The organism is Streptococcus troglodytae, from assembly GCF_002355215.1.
Classification (GTDB): domain Bacteria; phylum Bacillota; class Bacilli; order Lactobacillales; family Streptococcaceae; genus Streptococcus; species Streptococcus troglodytae.
This window is the reverse complement of the sequence record NZ_AP014612.1, coordinates 493,994-518,159: the sequence shown is the minus strand read 5'-3', so window position 1 is coordinate 518,159 and position 24,166 is coordinate 493,994. Positions and strand designations below refer to the sequence as shown.

Here is a 24,166-nt window from a genome sequence, read left to right as displayed (position 1 = left end):
CAGTTTGGTAGCTATCACTTGCGTAGCAAGAGATAAGGACCGCCAATCAATCACTGCGTCAATCTGGCAAATCTAGGGTAAAACAAAAGAGGCAGGACTTTTGTTCCGGGCACTTTTATCACAGCGGAAAGTCTCGGTTAGAGTTCGTTTCGCTCGCCAATAAAAGAAATAAAAATGAAAGTTTGCAGCGCTTGAAAAAATTTTCCGCTGAAAAATAGATTTTTCTGCCATCCTAATTTAAATAGATTTTATCAGCAAATAAGCTGCTCCTAAAAGATTGGCATCATTGAGAAATTGACAGGCTAAAATCTGAGGGCGCTCAACAATAAGTTTAATAGGCTCTACTTGCGCATGCAAAAGGTCAAACTGTCTGTTAATTTCTTCAATCAGCACAGGTTGTGCGCTGATACCACCGCCGATAACACAACATTCCACATCAAGAATAGTTTGTAAATTAAGTATAAGATGGGCCACATGACGACAATACTCTTCAAAAAGAGCATAGATACGAACATCCTTTTGTTCAATATAATGAAAAACAGTTCTGCCATCCTGTTTATCGGCAAGCTTTAAAACTTCTGCTATTTTTTTGATTAAGCCAACAGCCGACACCTGAATGCCTTTCATATCCTCTGTTTGATACTCCCTTTTTTCCGGCAGTAAAAAGGTCAATTCCCCAGCCTGAAAATGCGAACCTTGATAAAGCTGACCATTGATGATGACACCGCCGCCTAAACCTGTTCCTAAAATCAACGCCAAACCATTTTGAATGCCCTTAAGTTTACCCCTTACTAATTCTGCCAGAACAGCAGCTTTACCATCATTAATAACAGCAACAGGCCTCTGATATGTTTCTTCCAAAATACTTTTGGCATGAAAGTCATGTAAAAATCTTAGAACTCCGCCGTAATAAATAATCCCTTTTTCAGTGTCAACCGTTCCCGGAGAACTGATAGCAATCCCTTCTATTTTCTCCAAATACGGCTCCACGATACTGTCTATCAAGGTTAAGCAGCTTTTAAGGTCTTGCGGTGACATCTGAGTGGGTAAAGAGGTAATGCTTGCTAAATCATTGCTAATCAAAGCAGACTTAACTTGCGTTCCGCCAAAATCTATAGCTAAAATTGTCATCATATTCCTCTTTTTCAATAAATTGTGTTATGATAAGTGTATCAAAATAAGGAGCATTTTACCATGACTAAAGAAGATATAAAAAACAAATCCGTCAAGCTTTTGATCATCGTGTGGCTGTACGTGTCTATAATGATCAAAAAATTCCCAAAGAAGACATGGATTTTATTCTTGACTGTGCTTGGCTCAGTCCTTCTTCTGTCGGGCTTGAACCTTGGCGTTTTATCGTTTTAGAAAATGAAACGATAAAAAGCAGCTGAAAGAAATTGCTTGGGGAGCTCAATATCAACTGGAAACTGCCAGTCATTTTGTACTCGCCATTGCCAGAAGAGATGTTCGCTACGATTCTGAAAATATCCGCCAGAGTTTAATCCGTCGGGGTTTAAAGGACAAAGAAACCTTGGAAGCCCGCCTCAAGCTCTATCAAGCTTTCCAAGAAAACGATTTGGCCTTAACCAATGAACGCGCCCTTTTTGATTGGGCAGCCAAGCAAACTTACATTGCCATGGGCAATATGATGACTGCTGCCAGTATGATTGGCATTGATTCCTGTCCCATTGAAGGTTTTCACTATGCCAAAGCCAATCAGATTTTAGCTCAGGCAGGGCTCATTAATCCTGAAAAGGAAGGCATCGCCAATATGATTTCTTTTGGTTATCGTTTGCACGATCCCAAACACCCACGCAGCCGTAAACCGCGCCAAGAAGTTATCTCTTGGTCAGATTAAAGCTCCGCTATTGACAAAAAGAAGGGAAATTCCAATGAAATTTTTACATACCTGTATCCGTGTTAAGGACTTGGACGCTTCGCTCAAATTCTACCAAGAGGCACTAGACTTCAAAGAAGCTCGCCGTAACGACTTTCCTGAATACAAATTTACTCTGGTTTATCTGCAACTAGAAGACGACCCCGACTATGAGTTAGAATTAACCTATAATTACGATCACGAAGCTTATGACCTCGGCAATGGTTATGGTCATATCGCTGTCGGTGTTGATGACCTTGAAGCGGCTCATCAAGCGCATCAAAAAGCCGGCTACACTGTGACAGACCTTTCAGGTCTGCCCGGTAAGCCAAAGATGTACTACTTCATCACAGACCCCGATGGCTATAAGATCGAAGTTATCCGTCTCAAACAATTTCAGGAAAAATAAAGTATATAAAGATAAAAGGTCGAAACGAAAGTGTTCCGACCTTTTTAATGTGTCGTGGTTTTTATTTCCCACAGTGTTCAAGTGGCATTTTCACATCTGAATTTCTAGGCTCAAACCTTTAACAGTTTCCCAAATTGTTGGAGCTTATTTAATCCCATAAACGTCAGTTCATCTCAATACCTAATCAACTATACCAATTCTTGTTCTATTTTTTAAAGACAACTGTTTAACATAATGATTAAACAAAATAAACTAGCTCACCAATAGTTATTTATTATTAATGATTATAATATTGTGCCTTTAAAAAGCAAACTTCCCGCTCTCATTTTGCCAATTCTTCTTCTAAGACTTTTTTAGTAGACTTATATTGAGCTAAACCATATTTAATAGTAATTTCCTGAGTTGGAGTTAATTCTCCTTTCTTTTTCCAAATTTCAAGATTCTCACTTAAACGTTTAATTTTTCTTCCTTTCTCTCAATTTCTTCTCTTATCAATTGTTCTAAATCATCATCGTTTAAAGAATTTCCAAAAAATAATCTCATGAGAAAATCAGACTTGAAAATTTCATCATTTACATCTGACTGTAAATAAGAAGCCAATTCCTTCTTGCCGGATTCTGTGATCGCATAGATATTCTTATTTGGCCTACCATTTTGAATGACAACTTCTTTTGTGATTTTCCCATCTTTTTCAAGCTTTCTCAAAGTAGGATAGATCATACCATAGGTGCCATCATAAAAATAAGATAACTGATTTTGCAGTATATCATTGATTTCATAACCCGAACGTTCTTTCTTGCTCAATATCCCTAAAATAATATCTTTACCTTGCATATTACCACCTCAATCTATTATATTATCAATCATAATATAAATATTATTATTATTCAATCATTGACAATTATATTAATTTAGTTTATATTATCATTGTTAATACGAAAAGAAAGGTGTTTTTAATGAAACGTTTATTTGCTATTATTGCTATGTGTATCGGCATCTTCCTATGTATGCTGGATACGACCGTCATGAATATTGCCCTGCCGGCTATCCAGGACAGTCTAAAAGTGAACCTTAATGATCTTCAATGGTCTTTAAATGTCTATACGATTATTTTTGCTTCCTTAACGATTCCTTTAAGTAAGTTGGCTGAAAAGTTTGGAAAACACAAATTTTATCTTCTAGGATTGCTTACTTTTATGGGAGGATCTTTGATTTCTGCAATGAGTTCTAATCTTGACTTTCTCATTTTTGGTCGCGGGATTCAAAGTATCGGAGCAGCTATTGTCTTCCCTTTATCTATGACAATTGGAATCAATACCGTCAGCCTTAATGCGCGTAAAAGCGTCATCGCAGCTTTAGGCGTTACTCAAGGTCTTGCTGCTGCTTTAGGTCCAACCATAGGAGGAGTCTTAACACAGTTCTTTGGCTGGCGTTGGATTTTCCTGATTAATCTGCCTTTAATGATAATTTCTTTTGTAATTTGCCTTGTATGTCTCAATTTACAGGAAAGAAAAGAAAAAGCCAAGATTGATTATCTTGGTGCTCTTATCAGTATGGCAACGCTTTTTTCATTGACACTGGGCCTTGTTCAGGGACGAGATTGGGGCTGGACTAGCTTCAGCATCCTCACCTTGCTCATCAGCTCAGCCCTCTTACTTATTATCTTCATTCTCTGGGAAAAAAGCTGTCAAGCTCCTATGGTTCCCTTAGATCTCTTTAAAAACAAAGAATTTACGGGTTCTGCTATCGCAATTATTCTCAGCAATGTCTTTTTAGTAGCTGTAACAGTTGTATTGCCAACCTACTTTACCCGTGTACAAAGTAAAACGGAATTGGAAGCTGCTTTATTAGTCACTCCAATTACAGCCATGATTTTTATTTTCTCTCCGCTTGCTGCTTTCATTATTGATAAATTGGGCCCCCGTCTGGTCATTGCCAGCGGTTTCACCTTAATGGCAGCTGCCTATATTCTGTTTACAAAAATTGATATGGCTGACAACACCCAAACAACTCTAACCTGTTTAATTCTCGGGACTGGTTACGGTATTATCGCTGGTCCTATTACCGTGTTAGCTGCCTCAGATTTCACCGGGAATCTGTTAACGGCGTCCCAAAGTGTCGCTGGAGTTCTCAGGCAGGTAGGTATTGTCTTGGCTGTTGCCGTCTATGTCACAGGTCTTTATACAAACCTTGGCACTGCTAAAAAAGAAGCGATTAACTATATCAAAACTGAAGTCAAAACCATTGATGTTACCAAAGACAAACAGAAAATTATTCAAAAAACAGCTATTAATTCACTAGGAAAAAGTACACGTCGTAGGACAGTTTCTAATCACTTCTCCAAGACTGATCGTAAAGAAATCATTAATCAAGCTTATCAAAGAACTCTTCAGAAATACCCAAGTAATCTGCCTCAAGAGCAAAAACAGGAGATTTACAAAAAGTAAAAGCCAGTGTGGAGAAAAAACTAGCAACGATTAATAAACAGATTAACAAAGCGATCAGGCATATTAAAGATTATTCTAGGAAAAGATACACCAAAGCCTTCACCAAACTTTACAGTTACTCAATTATATTCATTATTTTAGCTATTTTTTCAAGCCTACTATTTCCCAGAAAAAATACAATTATACCAATGTAAATAGAGCTGGATATTTTTACCCAGCTCTATTTATTTCCTATTAAACTGCTTCATTTGCCGTTTGATGTCTCGCTCCTGCTCGCGGCGTTTGATGGATTCGCGCTTGTCATAATCGTGCTTCCCTTTAGCAAGGCCAAGCAAAACTTTGGCAAAGCCATCTTTGAGATAAACTTTCAGGGGCACTAAGGTCATGCCTGTCCCTTTGAGTTCATTGTCCAATTTTGCAATTTCTCTCTTTTTAAGAAGGAGCTTACGGGTACGATCAGGATCCTGATTCCAGATATTACCCTGTTCATAAGGTGTAATATGGACATTATTTAGCCAAACCTCACCATTTTTAACTTGAGCGAAACCATCTTTGAGAGTAATTCTTGCCGCACGAACACTCTTAATCTCAGTTCCTGTCAGCACGATGCCTGCTTCATAAGTTTCTAGAATCTCATAGTCATGTCTGGCTTTTTTATTTTGAGCGACGACGTTTCCTTGAGCCTTTACCATGCTTGCCTCCTTTCTTTACTGCCTCCTTATAAAAAGGCTTCTTTTTCTTCTTTTGTGAAAGAGTTGATTGTTTGCTACGCTTATCAGCCTTCGTTTTGCTGTCGCCACCGCGACGTGAAGGACGCGGCTTATTCTTTTTGGAATGAGAGAATTTTTCAATGACATCAAAATCACTTGGAAGATAGGCAAAATCAATATCACCTGTTTCCTTATCTGCTTTAAGCACTTTTACTTTGATGGATTGACCAACTCGGAAAACCTTACCAGATTTCTCACCGTGCAAACTTAAAGTGCGTTCATTAAACTGATAAAATTCTGGTAGGGTCGTCATATGAATGAGACCTTCAATGGTATTAGACAGTTCTACAAAAAGACCGAATTTGACAACACTGGAGACGACACCAGTGAATTCTTGCCCTACATATTCTTCCATATATTCTGCTTTTTTCATGGCCTCAACAACACGCTCAGCATCAATGGCACGACGTTCCAAACTGCTGGTTTGACTGGCAATTTCAGGGATAATTTGTGCAAAATGCTCCACTTTCTCAGAATTCGCTTTATCGTATTCACGCACCAAGCGATGCACCAAAAGGTCTGGATAACGGCGAATTGGACTGGTAAAATGCGTATAGTATTGCGCTGCCAAACCATAATGGCCATGATTATGCTCAGCATAACGCGCCTGCTGCATAGAACGCAGTAACATCATGGAAAGAACATCACTGCCCGGTCGCCCCTCGATTTTTTTCATAAAATCTTGCAGAGCTGTCTGGCTGATTTTACTGGCTGTTCCCTGAATACTGACACCAAAAATGCTCGCATAGTCCATAAATTTCTGTAACTTTTCAGCCTTAGGTTCTTCATGGATTCGGTAGATAAAAGGAAGATTTTTCTTAGCAAAATGCTCAGCCACACATTCATTGGCTGCCAGCATGAAAGACTCAATCATTCGCTCAGCTAAACCACGCTGACGCAGCACAATGTCCATAGGAAAGCCTTTATCATTAACCAAAATTTTGGCTTCTGAGGTATCAAAATTAAGGGCTCCGCGTCTCTCACGCATCTTTTCTAAAATCTTATGCAAGGTCACCATATAGTGAATAGATGGCACAATCTTGTCGTATCGCTCTGTCAGTTCTTTGTCCCCTGCAATAATAGCATTGACATCACTGTAAGTCATACGAAAACTAGTATTGATAACAGTTTGAGTAATCTGATAATGGAGCACATGACCGTCCTTATCTATTTCCATAATAGCAGACTGCGTCAGACGGTCAAGATTAGGATTGAGGGAACAAATGCCATTAGACAAACGTTCAGGTAGCATAGGAACCACACGGTCAGTCACATAAACACTGGTTCCTCTAGCTAAGGCTTCACCATCCAAAGCTGAGCCTTCCTTGACATAATAAGAAACATCGGCAATATGAACACCGAGCTCAAAATTGCCATTATCTAATAATTTGACATGAACCGCATCATCCAAATCTTTAGCATCCGCCCCATCAATGGTAAAAGTAACCTCTTTGCGTAAATCTACTCGACCGATCAAATCTTTCTCACTAGGAGCATCCGGAACAGACTGGGCTTCTTTTAAAACAGCGTCAGGAAATTCAGACACGATGTCCATGGATTCCAAAACTTCCAAAACATCTATTCCGACATCGTCCTGATGACCAATCACATCCTCAACACTAGCCACAAAATAATCATAACGCCGCGTTGGATACTTTTCAATTGCTACCTTAATAATCTCAGTCCCATCTAAAACAATGGGTTCTTTTTTGATATAAATCTTTTGTGTAATTTTTTGATTTTTACTCTTAATATAGCCAATATAGGGAGGCTTTTCATCATCCAAAACAAAACGGCCGACAACTGTTTTTAAACTGTGCTCAACAATCTTAACAACACGCGCCTCTGCTGCCGTTCCTTTAAGGCGATCAGCAATTTTTTTAATCGCTACCTCTACCGTATCACCATCAACTGCATGACCAACATCATTACGGCCGATAAAAAGATCTTCTTCTGCTTCGTCGATACTGACAAATCCAAAACCCGCCTTATTAGCACGAAAAATGCCTGTGACAGTAACTTGGTCTTTCTTTTCTTTCGTCTTTCTAAGTGAGATTGTGCCATCTTGCTCAAAGCGCAATTTACCTTTACTTTCGAGCTTGGAAATCTCTTTGATAAGAGAAGGAAATTTTTGAGCACCAGCCATATTTAAACTGCTGGCTAAATCATCAACACTTGATTTCCCCTTCTCTTCTAAATAAGTAATAATTTTTTCTTTCATTTCAATTCTTTCTTTAGTATTTTAAAAAAGAGAGGAAGAAAACCTGAAAATATCATTAAGGTTCCCATCACTCTCTTATTTTAGGTGGTAACCTTGGTATACTCCCACCTTCTGCAAATTTATTCGCTTTAATGTTCAGTGGACTAAAAAACAAGCATAATTGGAACAGCCTACTTCAAATTACTCAAACATCTGTATCCAGTCTTTTTCTATTATAGTTTTTCAATTGCCTTTTAGTACTAGTCAGTATTTAAAATATGGCAAAGCGAGCTAAGAAGGTCATAAAAGATAAGCTAAATGACTCTAACAAAAACTTAGGAGTTGAGACTACTTTCCCAACCCCTTTTTATTTACTTGATAAAACAACAATTGCCAAGGCAATCGCAAGCCAAAAGAAGACTAAAATAGCTGTAAAACGCTGCATAAAAGCTTCAAAACCTCGAGCCTTTGTACGCTCAAATAAAGCTTCTGATCCACTGTTATCAAAAACATTGCTGCTAGGATTCTTTTGAGGCTGCATAAAAATAGCAATTACCAAGATAAAGGATAACACTAGCAATGCTGTTACTAAAAAGTTGTACATGTCCTTACTTCCTCCACTATAATCTTAGTCATTTTAACATATTTCAGCTTAGGATTCAATATGCAAGGTCACCTTTCTTTCCTTAGGACAATATTTAGGAACCTGAATTTTTTCTGGATGATTTTTCTTATTTTTACTCGTCAAATAATTTTACTGCCACAATGTGAACATTGCAGATTAATCTTGATACGCACTAAATTTCCCTAACTTTCAAATAGTTTCTAAAATTAACAAGACTCCATATAAAATTGAAAAGAACAATAGCTCCTGTAGCATAAAAGACCCAGCGATAACCCCAGCCTGCTGCTACAGTTGATCCTACAAAAGGGCCCAATACCTGACCAAAGTTGGTAAACATCTGATTGTAGCTAAAGATTCTGGAGATACCTTCCTTAGGTGTTAGTTTTGTTAATAGAGCATTAACACTTGGCATGAGGGCTCCAGTACCAAAACCAAAAGAAAGCGCCAAATGCCTAATTGCAGAGGTGTTTTTGACTGTGCAAGAATCAAATAAATAATACCACAATAAAAAAGACCTGCTAATAACATACGGTGATTGCCAATTTTATCACCTAATTTCCCAAATCTTGAACTGGAAATAATGCTGGAAAAGCCCATAGCAGACACAATTAAGCCCGCAATTAACATCAGATTGTCCCTTTGCCCTAAATATCTAATATAAAGTGCCAAAATAGGGGCAACAGACTGAGCTGAAATTTGAATAATCATACTGGTAACAAAAAGCCCCAATAGTATTTGCCGATCTTTAATTTGAGCAAAAAGTTCTTTAGTAGATAAGATATCTTTCTTAGGTACAGGTCGGAAATCTTCCTGAATAAAAAAGGTTGTCAGCAGCATTACCAATAAAAGCAAAGTGCCAACCAAGAGAAAGACATTGCGAATGCCTAAAAATTCAGCAAGCATGCCGCCCATAAGAGGACCAATTAGACTGCCGGCAATAACACCAGTAGCTAAAGTTCCAAGAGCAGAACCTGATTCATTTTTAGGAGCCTGAGAAGCAATAAGTGTATTGGCATTTGGCACATAACCCGCAAACATCCCATTAAGCAAACGTAAAAAAAGCAGCCCATAGACATCCGTCACAAAAGCTAGACCGCCCATGGTAAAAGTCATGACAAGACTAGCTCGAATCATCATGGGCTTGCGTCCATAACGGTCTGCCAAACGTCCCCAAACAGGTGCAAAAAGAGCAGAAGCCAAGGCTGAAATTGATACTGCAAGGCCTGCATAGAGTTTGACCAAATCACCTTTTACGCCTAATTCCTCAACAAATAAAGCCATAAAAGGCATGACAAGTGAAAAGCTTGCTCCAGTAAAAAAGCTACCGAACCAAGCTATCAAAAGGTTTTTCTTCCAATTAACTGTTGTTATAATACGATCATCTTCCTTCTAAAATACCACATGTCATTATAACATAATTTATGAAACCTGATGTTTTAATCCTCTGTTTAACGAAACAAAATAAAAAATGGCATAAGTAACTTTTAAATTGTTTTCAATACCATAACCTGCTTCTTCATGCAGGCGGACGCGTCATTCCAGTTATGACAATTGTCATCAAAGTAAATGTCATTCATTTTGCAATCTCCTCAGTTGACTATCCACTTGCATTTTCATATCCTCAACTGTTTTATTATTATCAATCACTTGATTGGCATAAGCCTTTTTGGCCTGCAAGGACATTTGACTGGCAAGGCGCTGCTGCGCTTCTTCTTGCGAATAGCCATTTCGCTGCTTCAGTCGTTTTATTTGTATCTCTGGGCTTACCGCTATTAACCATATCTCATCAAACCAGTCCATATAATCCTGCTCAATCAAAAGCGGAATATCCATAAAGAAAATTTCTTCTGTCTTAGCCAGCTGGTTCCGTCTATTCTCCAATTCTTGTCGAATAATGGTATTTTGTAGCTGAGAAGATTTGGCTAAATTGTCTGAACTGGAAAAAATGAGTTGAGACAATTTTGGACGGTTGAGCTCACCAGTTTCATTGAGGACAGCTGTGCCCAACCAGTTGACCAAGGCCTGATAAAGCTTACCACCCTTGGTCTGTAAATCATGCACGACTTGGTCAGCATCAATAACCTGATAACCCTTTTGCCTGAGATAAGCTGTAATCGTTGACTTGCCAGAAGCAATACCGCCTGTAATTCCAATAATCTTTGTCATCATTTTTGGCAGGATGGGCAAAAATGCGTCCCTCTCCCTCCTACTTTAATTTTCTCAATAGGCGTGGCACAGCGCCCACAAGGCTGATCTGTCTTTCCATAAACTTGTAAGAAATCCTGCATACTGCCATCTTCGCCAAGAGCATTGCGATAAGTGCGAATGGTCGAACCGCCATTTTTAATGGCCAGCTGCATGATACGAATAATTTGCTGACGCAATAGCACGGCTTCTTCCTCAGTTAAACCGGAAGCAGGACGTTCTGGATGAATCTGACTTGCCCACAAGACCTCATCCACATAGATATTGCCAAGTCCAGCCACCAAATGCTGATCCAAAAGTAATGTTTTGATGGCCTTGTGCGATTTGGCCAGTCCTTCTTCAAAAGGCTTGAGCTTAAAGTCTTCGGCCTTGGGTTCAGGACCAATTTTTTTCTGAATAAAATAAGCCTCGACCTGACTCTTAGGCAATAATTCAAAGGTACCAAATTTGCGGACATCCTGATAGACCATGGTTGACCCATCATCCAGACCTAAGAAAAGATGAAAATGCTTATTGTCAGGCACCTCATTTTCAAAAAGCAAATACTTGCCTTCCATGCGCAGATGAGAAATAATGGTCTGCTTATTGAGATTTAAAAGGAGATATTTACCACGGCGATCAATACTTTCAAAAATTTGTCCTAAAATGTCCAGCTGAAAATCTTCTACACCCGTTTTGACCATTTTGGGCACACGAACCTCTACCGATACAATTTTTTTGCCAACAATCAAATGCTCCAAGCCGCGCCTGACCGTTTCAACCTCTGGTAATTCTGGCATGATTGCTCCTTTTTCTAAACGTTCTTACCGCTCTGCTATTTTTCAAAAATCTAATCCTTCAAACCAAGCAAACGACGAGCATAAATAGCTTGTCCTGAGTGCATAGCAGCATCATCAATGATGGAAACCAAGCGTACACCACGCGTCACAGCTGGTGTCCAAGAATCATCTACAATATCATCTAGACACTCTGGATCAAGTGATTTCAAATAAAGAATGGCAAAATCAGTCGCATCATTGAGATAGTCTAAAACATCATCTAAGTGATCGACCTTAATTCTTCGGGCTTGCTCTAAGCTGTGATCCCAACCATCTTCTGATTCTGCTACTTCAAAAGGAAAATACTCCTTAAAACCTTGACTGTCCCAGATGGACTCCTGACCTGCCAAAGCTGAAATCTGCAAATCCAATTCGCGCGCTGTATGCCATGCTAGCCAAGTCAGTGATTTTATCTGCGGTGCAGTATCAGCAACTGGGAAACAATTAGCTTGCTCTACTGTCACTCCTTTAAACATACGCCAAAAACGTTCTCTAGCCCGGTTGAGACTATCAATTAACATATCTAAATAATCCATTTTAAGACCTCCTTATAGCATTTCGTTATTCATTTATATTTGGTACCAGTACACTCAAAATAAGATTCGAAATGGCGTGACCTAGTTTTGCACTTTTACTCTAATGACCCAATGCAAAGCTGTCATCAAAATACTCATCTAACAAAGGTCAAGATAACCTTGTCGTAACCAACTTTTGAGCGGATGTAGGAAATGTAGTCCATAATTAGAATCCTTTCAATTTATCTGGAAATGTACTGTCTTGAAAAAAGTAGCACAATAGCTGAATATGCGTTTTCACATCACTAAAGAGCCAAGCATGACCCTTATTAGGATAATAAGCACAGCCACTCTGGGCATTCTGCTGAGCTAATAATTGGTGCGACTGATGGATGGTCTCAGATTCCTTACTTCCTGAAACAAAGAAAATCGGGTTGTCAAATCTTAGGTCAACCCTTAACAAATTAGCTTGAGACATGGCACGGCAAAAAGACTGACGTGAAGCTCTTTGCAAGTCTGCAACAAATAATTGACTTTCTTCCTTTGGTGTGCCGTTTTCCTGCATCATCTTAGTCATAAGATTTGCAGTGAATTTGGTATTTTTTATTAAGGAAATAAGATGCACCATAGCAATAACTTTGCGATAGCCTTTTATTGGTTGATGGCTGATGCCATCAACAATCGCCCTATCAAATAGATCAGCTTGTTTTTCTAATAGTTTCAAAATAAGACCGGCTCCCAGTGAAAGCCCGACTAGATGAGGCTTCCCGTGCGCCTTTCTTTTGATAATATCAGCAATCATTTCCGTAACATCATCAAAATTTGTCCACTCTATCTCATGACTCTTGCCATGTCCCGGAAGGTCTATTGCGATACAGTGAAAATCATTTTTAAGCGCAGACATATGATGTCGCCACATCTTACTGCTGGAACCTGAGGCGTGCAAAAAGATGATACTTTTAGCATTTTGCTGACCTGCTTCTTCAATAACTAATTGACTTACCATTTTATCACACTTTCTTCCAAGCCATATGTGCGGTATTGTGTGTTAAATTTTCATAGTGTTCTATTTCTTGCCTGTTGAAATTAGCAGGTTATTAAAGCCTCTTGTTTTTAGGCTCTAGTATTCCTTCTTATTATAGCCAAAGTCAGCCAAGTCTAGCTTCTTGTCGCGCCAATTTTTCTTAACCTTGACCCAAGTTTCGAGGTAGACTTTGTCACCCAGCATGAGTTCAATGTCACGGCGGGCCAATTGGCCTATCTTTTTAAGCATGGCACCCTTTTTACCGATGATAATACCCTTTTGACTGTCACGCTCAACCATAATGGTCGCACGAATGTGTATCTTATCCGTTTCCTCATCGCGTTGCATAGACTCAATCACAACAGCTACCGAATGAGGAACTTCTTCACGCGTCAGCAACAAAACTTTTTCCCGAATCATTTCAGATACTAAAAAACGCTCTGGATGGTCGGTAATCATATCATCTGGAAAATATTGATACCCTTCTTCCAAATGTTCTACCAACAAATCTACTAAGTGACTGACATTATTGCCTTGTAAGGCAGAAATAGGAACAATTTCCTGAAAATCCATTTGATTCCTAAAGTCATCAATTTGCTCTAGTAATTGATCCGGATGGACCTTATCAATTTTATTGATAACCAGAATAACTGGTACTTTTGCGGCCTTAAGACGTTCTATAATCATATTATCGCCCTTACCGCGTTTTTCATCAGCAGGAACCATGAAGAGCACTGTGTCCACTTCACGAAGAGTGCTGTAGGCTGACTCAACCATAAAATCTCCCAAAGCTGTCTTGGGTTTGTGAATTCCCGGCGTATCAATAAAAACAATTTGCTCTTTATCTGTGGTATAAATACCCATAATTTTGTTACGAGTAGTTTGCGCCTTATCGCTCATGATGGCAATTTTTTGCCCCATGACATGATTTAAAAAGGTCGATTTCCCAACATTGGGACGGCCCAAAATAGCTACAAAACCTGATTTAAATGACATGATGTCTCCTCTATCTATTTCTTAATGAAAAAGCAGAAACCAAATTTTTGGTACAAAAATAATCAACCCTGTCAAAGCAGCGTATCCTGAAATGACCAGAACAGCTCCTGCAGCCATATCTTTCGCATTTTTAGCCAGCATGGAAAAGTGATAGTCACTGGCCAAATCAACCACATTTTCAATAGCCGAATTAACAATTTCAAAGGTAATAACCAAAAAAATACTCAATAAAAGAAAAAGCCACTCAATGACTGATACCTTAAAAACCAAACCAGCAATAACAGCCAGAAGAGCTGATACAGCATGTTTTTTCATATTACGCTCTTCTTTGAAAGCCGTCAAAACTCCTGTCAAGGCAAATTCAAGGCTGGAAGTTAAAGTTCTATTTTTCCATTTTTTTTGGCTTTGTTTATTGTCTCTTAAGTCCATAGGCATCTAATATCTCTTCCTGTAAGCTAAACATCTCTTTTTCTTCTTGGGGGGTATAGTGGTCATAGCCATTGATATGTAAAAAGCCATGTACGGCTAAAAAGCCCATCTCACGCTCAAACGAGTGACCATATTCTTGCGCCTGCTCACGAGCTTTATCAACAGAAATAAACAATTCACCAATATAAGCATCAAATTCAGTTAACATCTCCGCTAAATCTGGATCGTCTGCTAAATCTTCCTCATCAAAAGAAAGGGAGCTTTCTGGTTTGTATTCTAGACTGATGACATCAGTAGGACGATCAGCAGCACGATACTTGAGATTCAGTTCATGGCTGCGCTCATTAGTCACAAAAGTAACCGCCATTTCTTTGTCTTCTTTTCCTGTTTTTTGTGCTGCGAATGCCAAAATATCCAAAGTTTGTTTTTTATTTCCTCAGAAACCTGATTCGTCTCATCAATCATTTCAATATGCATGGTCATCTTCTTTCAACTATTAGTAACTCAATTATACCATAAAAGCAGTTACTTTCTAAAGAAAAGAGAGGTTACAATCACACTTCTCATATCAGCGATATTATAAAAAGACAAGGAAATGTTCCCTGTCTTTAACATCATTCGAAGTCACTCTACTTTTCTTTCTCAGTTTTGACGTTGATAGTTAGTCGGACATAGCGATTACTGGAACTATCAGAAAATCTTTATCCTCCAGCTCCTCCACTAAAATCATCTCTTTAGCTCCCTCATAAGGAAGGGAAATAGCAAGACTGCTTATTTCGTCCACTACTTCTGATACAAAGTTAATGAGAAAACAACTATCATAGATACCACTGACAATCTTGTCCCGATAGCAAAGAATATATTCGATGTACAGTTTGATTTCTAATGAGCATCAGTTGAATCCTCATAAGCATTGATGATTTCAGCAACCACTGGATGTCGGACAACGTCTTTAGCAGAAAGATAGACGAAATCGATCTGTTTAATATCCTTTAGTTTTTCTGAAGCATCAACCAAGCCTGATTTGACATTTTTAGGCAAATCAATCTGACTAATATCACCATTGACAATCATCTTGGAATTAAAGCCAAGACGAGTCAAAAACATCTTCATCTGCATAATGGTGGTATTCTGCGCTTCATCCAGAATGACAAAAGCATCGTCCAAAGTTCGACCGCGCATATACGCCAAAGGTGCAATTTCAATAGTCTCGCGCTCCATGAGACGACTGGTTTGCTCTTTTCCAAGAATTTGATAGAGAGCATCATAGACAGGGCGCAGATAGGGATCAACTTTTTCCTTGAGATCTCCTGGTAAGAAACCAAGACTTTCACCCGCTTCCACTGCAGGACGTGTTAGAATAATGCGTTTAACTTGTCCACGTTTAAGAGCAGTGATAGCTAGTGTAACTGCTAAAAAGGTTTTCCCCGTTCCTGCAGGACCAATACCAAAAACGATATCATGGCTTTTGACGCTATCAACATAGACCTTTTGTCCCAGAGTTTTAATGCGAATAGGTTTCCCATAAGAATCCTTGATAATTTCTTCTTCGTAAAGTGCCACAAATTTATCAATGTTGCCATTTTGCACCATCGAAAGTGCTGTCACAACATCAGAAGTATTGACAATCATTCCCCGTCCGACCAGAACTAACAGCGCTTTGATAGTCAGACGAGCTAATTCAATGGCTTCCTCAGTCTCACCTAAAATTTGGACACGCTCTGTCCTGGCATGAATGACAACGCCAAGATTCTCTTCAATTAATTTTAAATGCCGCTCATTAGAACCAAATAAATTGACCATATCATCTGGATGAACCAAGGTCACTTCAACAGAATACTCTTGCAAATTTTACTCCTTTTTCACCTTTGTATGCTTTTCATTATACCAAAAAATCACGCTAAACGCGTGACTTTAATGTGCCAAATAATCTTCCCAAATCCTATCAAATTCGCTAAGATTAAAAGAAAAACTAGCTTCATCTTCCAAATAGCGACTGACCCTTTCAAAACTATCAGTGTGTTTCGGAAAAGTTGTATCTTCAAAGACCAAATCCGCCAAAATAGCTACAGGTTCATGACTTTTAGGATTACGCTGCGCCATCAGCCAAGTATAAAATGATTTTCTCATGACCAGTTCTCCTTTAAAAAGTGATGGCGAATAGCAGAGCTTCTCGCATAGTGTTTAGGATTTTTCCGATAGAAAGCCTGATGGTCATTTTCTGCTTCGTAAAATGGCTGCGCTGCTTCAATCGTAGTCACGATCGGTCTGTTAAAACGACCTGAAGCCTGCAAATTAGCCTTGGACTGCTCCGCTATTTTCCGCTGTTGCTCATCAAAATAAAAGATAACAGGACGATAGTTATCCCCACGATCTTCAAATTGTCCAAAAGCATCGGTTGGATCGGTCTGCCGCCAATAGATTTCGACAAGGTCTGCATAAGAAATCTTGCTTTCATCAAAGATAATTTCGACAGCTTCCGTATGTCCAGTCATTTTTGAGCAGACTTGCTCATAAGTCGGATTAACCACATATCCTCCTGTATAGCCTGATCGGACAGACAAAATACCATCTTGTTCTTCAAAAGGCTGTACCATACACCAAAAACAGCCTCCCGCAAAAATCGCACGTTCCATAAGATACCTCACATTAGAAATAATAGTTTTATTGTACCAAAAAATCCCAGAAAATCTGAGATTTTATCTTAGTTATCAATCAATTCTGTTCCGTTAATATCTTGTTTCACTTTCCTAGCTTTCATTAAGCCTCCCAAGGCTTTTTAAATTGACCTTTAGAAATTCCAAAAGTTGCTTTGATATCAGCAGGGGTTGACTTATCATTGAGTGTCATAAACCCACCATTGTTTTCTAAATAGGTCAAAATCATCTGTGCATCATTTTCCAGCATTTCAAAGGAACGCGGTTTTAAGGATAAATTAAGTGTCCGATCTACCTTACGAAAACCAATAACACGCGCATCAACAACTTGTCCCAAACGTGGTTCGGTATAGCGTTCACTTGGATGAATAAAGCCAAGCATATTATTTTCCGGCAAGTAAACAAAGGTTCCTGTCAACTTAAGACGGTAAACAATAGCAGGCCAAGTCTGGTTTTGCATATTATCATAGGCTGGTCCAGCTAATTTTTGGAAAACCTCTGATCCAGCTGGAATCGCCCAAATTCGGTCTTTTTTATCAATTTCTAGATAAACATAAAGTTTGTCCCCTTTTTTAGGCCACAATTCTTTTAATTCTGGTAAAACATCCAAAGAAACAACAAACTGCTTATCTGGCAAGCCAACATCAAGAAAAACACCCAGATCCCGTCGTACCCCAGCTACTGTACCCCAACCATATGTGGTACGTGTTGTCTCTATATTAACAGTTGTCAAGCGTGCTTTTTGATGCATGTCTGTATAGACAAAACCCTTGACCATCTCACCAATCTTGTGCTGACCTTCTGTCTTATCAAGAGCAAAAGTTAGACCATCTTTCTGGATAAAATAAAAGTTATCATTTTCATCTGTCACCATCCCAGTGATGACTGTTGCAAGCAATGGATTCATAATAAGATTCAAGTTTTAAAAAATGAAAAAGAGATGATTTGCATGTCTGCAAAAGGAGATATGACTTTCTTGTTTCAAATCATTTTTCAATTTTTAACCCCTGTTTAATTCCTTTCCTTTATATTTACAAAAGGGAGTGAATCCGCCACCCCCTTCTGCCTTTTATTTTAATGAGACGACAAGATCTATCTATAAAGATCTTATCATAATGCGACCGGTAAAAACTTCTAAACTTAAATCTTAAACTTCAAGAAGTTCCTTTTCTTTATTTGCCGTCATGCTATCAATATGCTTAACAGCTTCATCTGTAACTTTTTGAATATCTTTTTCAAGAGATTTCAATTCATCTTCTGTGATTTCTTTAATCTTTTCCTGCTTTTTAGCTTCATCCATGGCATCACGACGAATGTTACGAATAGCAACCTTCGCATTTTCACCAACTTTTTTAACTTCCTTAGCCAACTCTTTACGTGTTTCTTCAGTCAAGGCTGGAATAACCAAACGAATAACAGAACCGTCATTAGCCGGATTAATCCCAATATCAGAAGCATTAATAGCATGTTCAATATCTTTTAATGATGATTTATCAAATGGTGAAACCAAAAGAACGCGTGCTTCTGGAACAGTGATTGAAGCTAGTTGATTGAGAGGAGTTGGTACGCCATAATATTCTACTTCAATCCGATCTAAAAGGCTTGCATTGGCACGGCCAGCACGAATGCTGCCGAATTCACGCGCGAGGGACTGATGTGATTGTTCAAATCTTTCTTTTGCTTTTTCTACAATAGCATTTGCCATTTTTAATATTCTCCTTATATTAAGATACTAAGAAGCGTTTCGCCTAGCGAAAATCTCTGACTGAAAAATAGGCGACAGACGCCGTGTCCTTGGACACAAGGACGTCGGTCTTTTTTCCGAAGAGATTAGCTTCGTGTTCAATTTTTAAGATACTAAGGCGGAAGCGACACAAAGCAAAATAGGAGGTTTGACGAAGAGTCTCAGGACTCTAGGAGAAACTATCTTTTTGCACAGTGTCGTAGCCGTGTTCAATTTTTAAGATACTAAGGCGGAAGCGACACAAAGCAAAATAGGAGGTTCAACGAAGAGTCTCAGGACTCTAGGAGAAACTATTTTTTTGCACAGTGTCGTAGCCGTGTTCAATTATTCTGAATCAGAAATTCTGCTGGTTACAGTTGTCCCAATTTGTTCGCCTAAGATAACACGTCTAATGTTTCCGCTCTCATTCAAATTGAAAACAACCAAGTCAATATCATTATCCATCGACAGTGAGCTAGCGGTTGAATCCATAATTTTAAGTCCGCGTTTGAGAACTTCCATATGAGTTAGTTCGTTAAATTTAATTGCATCAACATTCTTACGAGGATCATCATTATAGACACCATCAACGCCATTTTTAGCCATAAGGATAGCATCTGCTTCAATTTCTGCGGCCCGAAGAGCAGATGTCGTATCAGTTGAGAAGTAAGGAGAACCGACACCCGCAGCAAAGATAACAATGCGGCCCTTTTGCAAATGACGCAACGCTCGACCACGAATATAAGGCTCTGCAACTTGTTGCATAGCAATTGCTGTCTGAACACGCGTGTCCACCCCCGCATGCTGGAGAGCATCTGCCATAACAAGAGCATTCATAACTGTCCCCAGCATCCCAGTATAATCAGCCTGAACACGATCCATACCTGCCTTAGAAGCAGGCTCACCTCTCCAAAGATTTCCACCACCGATAACAAGAGCAATTTCAATGCCTGAGTCATGAACTTCCTTGATCTCCTGAGCAATAGCTTGAACAGTTGGAATGTCAATACCAACTCCTTTTTCGCCAGCTAAAGCCTCTCCAGAGAGCTTAATCAATACACGACTATATTTAGGTTTTACCATTATCTCTACTCCTTACTTTATCCCTAATATTTTACCATACTTCCATTAAAATTTATAGTCTCTTTTCTTTTTAAAAAAATGTATTAGTTCCTAACAACTCAAGCTAAAAATAATTTTTCTATACCTAAAATAAAAGAACAGCTAAATGCCGTTCTTTTTCACTATTTAATTAGAATGAATTTGCATCAACCTTTATACCAGGACCTTGAGTAGTTGTCAGTGCAAGGTTTGTTATATAAGTACCTTTTGCAGTAGCAGGTTTTGCTTTAGCAATAACGTCATTGAAAGCTTTGAAATTTTCAACCAACTTATCTGCATCAAATGATACTTTGCCAATGATAGCTTGAACGTTACCTGCTTTATCAGCACGGTAAGTAATCTTACCACCTTTAGATTCTTCGACTGCCTTGGCAACATCCATAGTTACTGTTCCCGTTTTAGGATTTGGCATGAGGTTACGCGGACCAAGAACACGTCCAAGGCGACCAACGATTGCCATCATATCAGGTGTCGCAATAACAACATCAAAATCCAGCCAACCGCCGTTAATTTTTTGAACAAGATCATCTTCACCAACGAAGTCTGCACCAGCTTCTTTAGCTTCTTCAGCTTTAGCACCGCGGGCAAAAACAAGAACACGTTGTGTTTTACCAGTACCATTTGGCAATACCATGGCACCACGGATTTGTTGGTCAGCTTTTTTAACATCAATGTTAAGGTTGTAAGCAACTTCTACAGTTGCATCAAATTTTGCGAAATTAGTTTCTTTTGCAAGCGCTACAGCTTCTTCTACACTGTAAGCTTTTGTACTGTCGATTTTTTCAAGAGCAGCACGTAATTGTTTGCTTTTTTTAGCCATTTTATCTTCTCCTTGTAATGTGGTCATATCGATTTTCATCTCCCACGTCACTCGTCACATATGATCAAGTATTGCGGGTAAATAGGACACTCTTAGTCAGTAACAGTGAATCCCATAGAACGAGCAGTACCTTCGATCATACGCATTGCAGACTCAAGGTTTGCAGCGTTCAAATCTGGCATTTTTGTTTCAGCGATTTCTTGTACTTGTGCACGAGTTACTGAAGCAACTTTAGTTTTGTTTGGTTCACCAGAACCCTTGTCAACACCTGCAGCTTTTTTCAAAAGAACAGCAGCTGGCGGTGTTTTTGTGACGAAATCAAATGATTTATCTTCATAAACTGAGATAACAACTGGGATAATCATACCAGCTTGATCAGCTGTACGAGCATTGAATTCTTTTGTGAATCCCATGATATTAATTCCTGCTTGACCAAGTGCTGGTCCAACTGGTGGCGCTGGTGTTGCTTTACCAGCAGGAATTTGAAGTTTTACGATGTTTTCGACTTTTTTAGCCATTATAAAATCCTCCTGTTGTGGTTCTTTCGGTAATTAACAGATTTTTACCTCCCACAAATATACCATTACAGTATACCTATTTATTATACATTATTCTTTATAAAAAACAAGAATTTTCCTTGATTTATTCTATTTTTATTTTTGTTTAGGCGTTTACATTCTTATAAAATCGTTATAAAATAAGATTATGACTATGTATAAATTAATGGCAATAGCCTTCATTTTTTTAACGTTAATCTTTTCTTACATTATCGTTTCAACTTTCCATTTGCGACGCTTTGGTATTAATTTAGCAGACATTGCTCTGCCGCTTTTTGCAGTAGAAATTGTCTTAGTGTCAGCAAAATTTTATACTCACAGCTTTCTGCCGCATTATTTACTGGCCATGTCCATTCTTTCTCTGACCTTGGCTATCCGTCAGCTCAGAAAAAGAAAGTCCTTTTCTTTCAGACGGTTCTTTAAATTCTTTTGGCGGTCAGGCTTCATTTTGACTTTCTTCTTTTATTTGGCGACTGTCATTGCTGCCTTTCTTGCCGGCTGATTATCACTTCATAATTAAAAAGCAGATAAGTTCTAAAAGGCTTATCTGTTTTTCTTTTATTCTATAAGTTGATCGTTCTTGTTTTGCTTAATTGCTTTGCAAAACTTTTCGAGGCTTTGTTCCCTCAGCAGGTCCAATAACACCTGCTTCTTCTAATTCTTCCATTAAACGCGTTGCACGGTTAAAACCAACTGAAAGTCGACGTTGCAACATAGAAGCACTGGCTTTTTGTGTTTCCAGAACCAAGGCTTTGGCATCTTCAAAGAGAGGATCTCCTTCAGAATTACCAGCATTACCATTAGAGTTATCATCTTCAGAAACTTCACCAGGATCAAAACTTTCATCATAATCAGCTTCTGCTTGTTCCTTGATAAAGGACACAATACGTTCAACGTCATCATCTGAAATAAAGGAACCTTGCAAACGAACAGGATGGTTTTCATCAATTGGTTTGAAGAGCATATCCCCTCGTCCTAGAAGCTTTTCAGCTCCATTTTCATCAAGGATGGTGCGACTGTCTATTCCAGAAGAAACCGCAAAGGCGATTCGACTTGGTACATTGGCTTTGATCAAACCAGAAATAACATCAACAGATGGTCTCTGTGTTGCGAGAATCATGTGGATTCCTGCCGCACGAGCCTTTTGTCCTAAACGGATAATGGCATCTTCAACTTCCTTGCTAGCTACCATCATCAAATCAGCCAATTCATCAACAATGACAACCAAAAGCGGCAAAGGTATATTCTTGGTTTCTGAATGGCGATTGAATTCTTCTACCTTAGCATTGTAACCGGCAATGTTTCTAACACCAAAATGGCTAAAGAGTTCATAGCGATTTTCCATCTCATCAACAACTTTTTGCAAAGCTTTGCTGGCCTTGCGTGGATTAGTCACAACAGGAATTAGCAGGTGGGGAATATCATTATAAACAGACAGTTCAACCATCTTGGGATCAATCATCATGAATTTGACCTGATCTGGTCGTGCTTTCATCAGAATGCTGGCAATAATACCATTAACCGCCACAGACTTTCCTGAACCCGTCGACCCCGCCACCAAGATATGAGGCATCTTAGCTAGGTCAAAAGAACGAACCGAACCATTAACAGCTTTACCTAAAGGAACTTCAAGCAATTTATCAGGCGATGTTTTAGCCTGTTCCCAAAGTTCACGGAAAGTCACCGTAGCTACTTCAGAATTTGGAACTTCAATGCCCACAAGAGATTTCCCAGGAATAGGTGCTTCAATACGAACATCCTGAGCAGCCAAAGCTAACGCTAAATCATCCGCTAGATTAGAAATACGATTGACCCGCACACCGACTGCTGGTTTAACCTCATATTTGGTAACAGATGGTCCGATTTCAGCTCGTTCAACATTGGCCTTAATGCCAAAGCTAGTAAAAGTTTCTTCTAAGATCTTGATATTATCACGGACTAATCTCTTCTCTTTACTTTGATTTTTGGGTTTATCCTTAGCAAACAGATCAATACCCGGCAATTTATAATGAAGAGTTGTCTTAGGTGTAAAATCAACCTCCAAGGATTCATCTGATATATCCCTTTCTTCTGGTAACTGACTGGTTTGTTCAACAGCTGGAACTTCTGCTTCTAATGCTTCTTCCTCAGGATCCGGTTGATAACCAATAATTTCTGGTTCTTTATGGACTTGTCCATCAAAATCATCTAAATCAATGGTCTGTGCCTGATCTAAAACCTCGCCTGTTTCTAAATCAATGGCTGCATTGAGGCCATGATCAAACGTTGCCGATTTCTGTGCTTCTTGGGCAGCCTGCTGTGCCAAAAGGCGCGCCTCTTCTTTTTGCGCAAAGCGTCTTTCCCGATTTTCCTGCCGTTTAACCTGCCATTTAGCGTAACTGTCCTTGAAGAAATTCATGACATCATAAACATCCCAAGGACTCATTAGAAAAAGACCTAAAAGAATAAAAAGTCCACCGATTAAAAAAGAACCAATATTGGAAAAGAGAAAAGCAACCGGCATATAGAGGAGAGCTCCTAAAAAACCACCGCCAGCAAAATTAGCAACACGAAATTTACTGAGATCACTAAAAACAATCACTAAAGTGCCTTTGATGACACCTTGTTCTTTCATCGTTGCTAAGGAGAAAAGATAGGCTTGCCATTCTAAAAGCATCCCAAGCATAGTGATGACAAAACCACCGACCAAGCCATCATGTTTCTTCAACCATTTGGTAGCAAAAAGATAAATCAGAGTAGCAAAAATGAAGGGGTAAGCCAAACTTCCCACCATCAAACGAATGATATTATAAACGGTAATGCCTACTCGTCCTAGTTTAAAAATTGCAAAAAAGAGGACAAAAGCCATAAACAAAGCAAATAACATGCGCTTTATGGCTTTTTGTTTCTCTAATTCCGCTTTTGTTGGACGGCGTGTTTTCCGTCCTTTTCTTTTATTCTTTGTTTTAGCCATATTATCATTATACCATTTTT

20 protein-coding genes and 7 pseudogenes are annotated in these 24,166 nt (G+C 38.9%); 4 read left to right on the top strand and 23 right to left on the bottom strand.

The window, feature by feature from the left end; translation table 11 throughout:
* Positions 1-237: 237 nt before the first annotated feature.
* Positions 238-1,131: an ROK family protein gene (locus SRT_RS02785; RefSeq protein WP_128834014.1), complete on the bottom strand. Its 894-nt coding sequence runs from the start codon at positions 1,129-1,131 to the stop codon at positions 238-240.
* A 63-nt stretch (positions 1,132-1,194) separates the two neighbouring features.
* On the opposite strand from SRT_RS02785, the pseudogene SRT_RS02780 reads away from it, so the two are divergent.
* Positions 1,195-1,858: pseudogene (locus SRT_RS02780) on the top strand (NAD(P)H-dependent oxidoreductase).
* 34 nt (positions 1,859-1,892) lie between these two features.
* Entirely contained in the window at positions 1,893-2,285 is a 393-nt protein-coding gene (gene gloA / locus SRT_RS02775; protein WP_128832951.1) for a lactoylglutathione lyase, read from the top strand.
* A 322-nt stretch (positions 2,286-2,607) separates the two neighbouring features.
* Here gloA and SRT_RS02770 read toward each other — a convergent pair.
* A pseudogene (locus SRT_RS02770) lies at positions 2,608-3,119 on the bottom strand (PadR family transcriptional regulator).
* A gap of 122 nt (positions 3,120-3,241) precedes the next feature.
* Between SRT_RS02770 and SRT_RS02765 the strand changes: the two are divergent.
* Positions 3,242-4,926 (top strand): annotated as a pseudogene (locus SRT_RS02765) (MFS transporter).
* A 30-nt stretch (positions 4,927-4,956) separates the two neighbouring features.
* On the opposite strand, the gene smpB reads toward SRT_RS02765, so the two are convergent.
* From smpB to rplK, 20 genes and pseudogenes are all read right to left on the bottom strand, one after another.
* Positions 4,957-5,424, bottom strand: a complete 468-nt coding sequence (smpB, locus tag SRT_RS02760; RefSeq protein WP_128832950.1) for an SsrA-binding protein SmpB — start codon at positions 5,422-5,424, stop codon at positions 4,957-4,959.
* Positions 5,387-7,723, bottom strand: a complete 2,337-nt coding sequence (gene rnr, locus SRT_RS02755; protein ID WP_128832949.1) for a ribonuclease R — start codon at positions 7,721-7,723, stop codon at positions 5,387-5,389. The genes smpB and rnr overlap by 38 nt, the downstream gene beginning before the upstream one ends.
* A 346-nt stretch (positions 7,724-8,069) precedes the next feature.
* Positions 8,070-8,306 carry a preprotein translocase subunit SecG gene (gene secG, locus SRT_RS02750; protein WP_002264960.1) on the bottom strand — a complete coding sequence of 79 codons (237 nt, stop codon included), beginning with the start codon at positions 8,304-8,306 and terminating at the stop codon, positions 8,070-8,072.
* A gap of 48 nt (positions 8,307-8,354) precedes the next feature.
* A pseudogene (gene rpmG, locus SRT_RS02745) lies at positions 8,355-8,500 on the bottom strand (50S ribosomal protein L33).
* Positions 8,500-9,698: pseudogene (locus tag SRT_RS02740) on the bottom strand (multidrug efflux MFS transporter). Before SRT_RS02740 ends, rpmG begins: the two co-directional pseudogenes overlap by 1 nt.
* A 198-nt stretch (positions 9,699-9,896) precedes the next feature.
* Positions 9,897-10,493, bottom strand: a complete 597-nt coding sequence (gene coaE, locus SRT_RS02735; protein ID WP_128834013.1) for a dephospho-CoA kinase — start codon at positions 10,491-10,493, stop codon at positions 9,897-9,899.
* Positions 10,493-11,311: a DNA-formamidopyrimidine glycosylase gene (mutM, locus tag SRT_RS02730; RefSeq protein WP_128832948.1), complete on the bottom strand. Its 819-nt coding sequence runs from the start codon at positions 11,309-11,311 to the stop codon at positions 10,493-10,495. Before mutM ends, coaE begins: the two co-directional genes overlap by 1 nt.
* Before the next feature lie 50 nt (positions 11,312-11,361).
* On the bottom strand, positions 11,362-11,886 hold the full coding sequence (locus SRT_RS02725) for a mycothiol transferase (RefSeq protein WP_128832947.1): 525 nt from the start codon (positions 11,884-11,886) through the stop codon (positions 11,362-11,364).
* 205 nt (positions 11,887-12,091) lie between these two features.
* Positions 12,092-12,871 carry an alpha/beta hydrolase gene (locus SRT_RS02715; protein ID WP_128832946.1) on the bottom strand — a complete coding sequence of 260 codons (780 nt, stop codon included), beginning with the start codon at positions 12,869-12,871 and terminating at the stop codon, positions 12,092-12,094.
* A gap of 114 nt (positions 12,872-12,985) precedes the next feature.
* Positions 12,986-13,885 carry a GTPase Era gene (gene era, locus SRT_RS02710; protein ID WP_128832945.1) on the bottom strand — a complete coding sequence of 300 codons (900 nt, stop codon included), beginning with the start codon at positions 13,883-13,885 and terminating at the stop codon, positions 12,986-12,988.
* 21 nt (positions 13,886-13,906) lie between these two features.
* Positions 13,907-14,314: a diacylglycerol kinase gene (gene dagK, locus SRT_RS02705; protein WP_161940016.1), complete on the bottom strand. Its 408-nt coding sequence runs from the start codon at positions 14,312-14,314 to the stop codon at positions 13,907-13,909.
* A pseudogene (ybeY, locus tag SRT_RS02700) lies at positions 14,295-14,791 on the bottom strand (rRNA maturation RNase YbeY). Before ybeY ends, dagK begins: the two are co-directional and overlap by 20 nt.
* A gap of 405 nt (positions 14,792-15,196) precedes the next feature.
* Positions 15,197-16,162, bottom strand: a complete 966-nt coding sequence (locus SRT_RS02695) for a PhoH family protein (RefSeq protein WP_128832943.1) — start codon at positions 16,160-16,162, stop codon at positions 15,197-15,199.
* 66 nt (positions 16,163-16,228) lie between these two features.
* Positions 16,229-16,444, bottom strand: a complete 216-nt coding sequence (locus SRT_RS02690) for a YozE family protein (RefSeq protein ID WP_128832942.1) — start codon at positions 16,442-16,444, stop codon at positions 16,229-16,231.
* Positions 16,441-16,950, bottom strand: coding sequence for a peptide-methionine (S)-S-oxide reductase MsrA (msrA, locus tag SRT_RS02685; RefSeq protein ID WP_128832941.1), 510 nt, complete (start codon positions 16,948-16,950; stop codon positions 16,441-16,443). Before msrA ends, SRT_RS02690 begins: the two co-directional genes overlap by 4 nt.
* Before the next feature lie 68 nt (positions 16,951-17,018).
* A pseudogene (locus SRT_RS02680) lies at positions 17,019-17,878 on the bottom strand (CvfB family protein).
* Positions 17,879-18,118: 240 nt separating this feature from the next.
* A complete protein-coding gene (gene frr, locus SRT_RS02675) occupies positions 18,119-18,676 on the bottom strand; it encodes a ribosome recycling factor (RefSeq protein WP_002262766.1) in 558 nt (185 codons plus the stop codon).
* A gap of 363 nt (positions 18,677-19,039) precedes the next feature.
* Positions 19,040-19,777, bottom strand: a complete 738-nt coding sequence (gene pyrH, locus SRT_RS02670) for a UMP kinase (RefSeq protein WP_128832940.1) — start codon at positions 19,775-19,777, stop codon at positions 19,040-19,042.
* A gap of 169 nt (positions 19,778-19,946) precedes the next feature.
* Positions 19,947-20,636 carry a 50S ribosomal protein L1 gene (gene rplA, locus SRT_RS02665; RefSeq protein WP_128834012.1) on the bottom strand — a complete coding sequence of 230 codons (690 nt, stop codon included), beginning with the start codon at positions 20,634-20,636 and terminating at the stop codon, positions 19,947-19,949.
* A gap of 92 nt (positions 20,637-20,728) precedes the next feature.
* The gene (rplK, locus tag SRT_RS02660; RefSeq protein WP_002263607.1) at positions 20,729-21,154 is read right to left on the bottom strand and encodes a 50S ribosomal protein L11; all 426 of its coding nucleotides are present in this window, start codon (positions 21,152-21,154) and stop codon (positions 20,729-20,731) included.
* 187 nt (positions 21,155-21,341) lie between these two features.
* Here rplK and SRT_RS02655 point away from each other — a divergent pair, with 187 nt between their 5' ends.
* Complete coding sequence (locus SRT_RS02655; RefSeq protein WP_128832939.1) at positions 21,342-21,695, top strand: DUF3397 family protein; 354 nt, start codon at positions 21,342-21,344, stop codon at positions 21,693-21,695.
* An 87-nt stretch (positions 21,696-21,782) separates the two neighbouring features.
* Here SRT_RS02655 and SRT_RS02650 read toward each other — a convergent pair whose 3' ends face one another.
* The gene (locus tag SRT_RS02650; RefSeq protein WP_161940015.1) at positions 21,783-24,146 is read right to left on the bottom strand and encodes a DNA translocase FtsK; all 2,364 of its coding nucleotides are present in this window, start codon (positions 24,144-24,146) and stop codon (positions 21,783-21,785) included.
* Positions 24,147-24,166 lie beyond the last annotated feature (20 nt).

Excerpts from the sequence above, each read along its gene's own strand:
- dagK (WP_161940016.1), bottom strand. The coding sequence starts at position 14,314 with ATGGACTTAAGAGACAATAAACAAAGCCAAAAAAAATGGAAAAATAGA.
- gloA (WP_128832951.1), top strand. The coding sequence starts at position 1,893 with ATGAAATTTTTACATACCTGTATCCGTGTTAAGGACTTGGACGCTTCG.
- mutM (WP_128832948.1), bottom strand. The coding sequence starts at position 11,311 with ATGCCAGAATTACCAGAGGTTGAAACGGTCAGGCGCGGCTTGGAGCAT.
- SRT_RS02650 (WP_161940015.1), bottom strand. The coding sequence starts at position 24,146 with ATGGCTAAAACAAAGAATAAAAGAAAAGGACGGAAAACACGCCGTCCA.
- SRT_RS02690 (WP_128832942.1), bottom strand. The coding sequence starts at position 16,444 with ATGAGAAAATCATTTTATACTTGGCTGATGGCGCAGCGTAATCCTAAA.
- coaE (WP_128834013.1), bottom strand. The coding sequence starts at position 10,493 with ATGACAAAGATTATTGGAATTACAGGCGGTATTGCTTCTGGCAAGTCA.
- SRT_RS02715 (WP_128832946.1), bottom strand. The coding sequence starts at position 12,871 with ATGGTAAGTCAATTAGTTATTGAAGAAGCAGGTCAGCAAAATGCTAAA.
- frr (WP_002262766.1), bottom strand. The coding sequence starts at position 18,676 with ATGGCAAATGCTATTGTAGAAAAAGCAAAAGAAAGATTTGAACAATCA.
- msrA (WP_128832941.1), bottom strand. The coding sequence starts at position 16,950 with ATGGAACGTGCGATTTTTGCGGGAGGCTGTTTTTGGTGTATGGTACAG.
- SRT_RS02785 (WP_128834014.1), bottom strand. The coding sequence starts at position 1,131 with ATGACAATTTTAGCTATAGATTTTGGCGGAACGCAAGTTAAGTCTGCT.
- smpB (WP_128832950.1), bottom strand. The coding sequence starts at position 5,424 with ATGGTAAAGGCTCAAGGAAACGTCGTCGCTCAAAATAAAAAAGCCAGA.
- pyrH (WP_128832940.1), bottom strand. The coding sequence starts at position 19,777 with ATGGTAAAACCTAAATATAGTCGTGTATTGATTAAGCTCTCTGGAGAG.
- SRT_RS02655 (WP_128832939.1), top strand. The coding sequence starts at position 21,342 with ATGACTATGTATAAATTAATGGCAATAGCCTTCATTTTTTTAACGTTA.
- era (WP_128832945.1), bottom strand. The coding sequence starts at position 13,885 with ATGTCATTTAAATCAGGTTTTGTAGCTATTTTGGGCCGTCCCAATGTT.
- rnr (WP_128832949.1), bottom strand. The coding sequence starts at position 7,723 with ATGAAAGAAAAAATTATTACTTATTTAGAAGAGAAGGGGAAATCAAGT.
- secG (WP_002264960.1), bottom strand. The coding sequence starts at position 8,306 with ATGTACAACTTTTTAGTAACAGCATTGCTAGTGTTATCCTTTATCTTG.
- SRT_RS02725 (WP_128832947.1), bottom strand. The coding sequence starts at position 11,886 with ATGGATTATTTAGATATGTTAATTGATAGTCTCAACCGGGCTAGAGAA.
- rplA (WP_128834012.1), bottom strand. The coding sequence starts at position 20,636 with ATGGCTAAAAAAAGCAAACAATTACGTGCTGCTCTTGAAAAAATCGAC.
- rplK (WP_002263607.1), bottom strand. The coding sequence starts at position 21,154 with ATGGCTAAAAAAGTCGAAAACATCGTAAAACTTCAAATTCCTGCTGGT.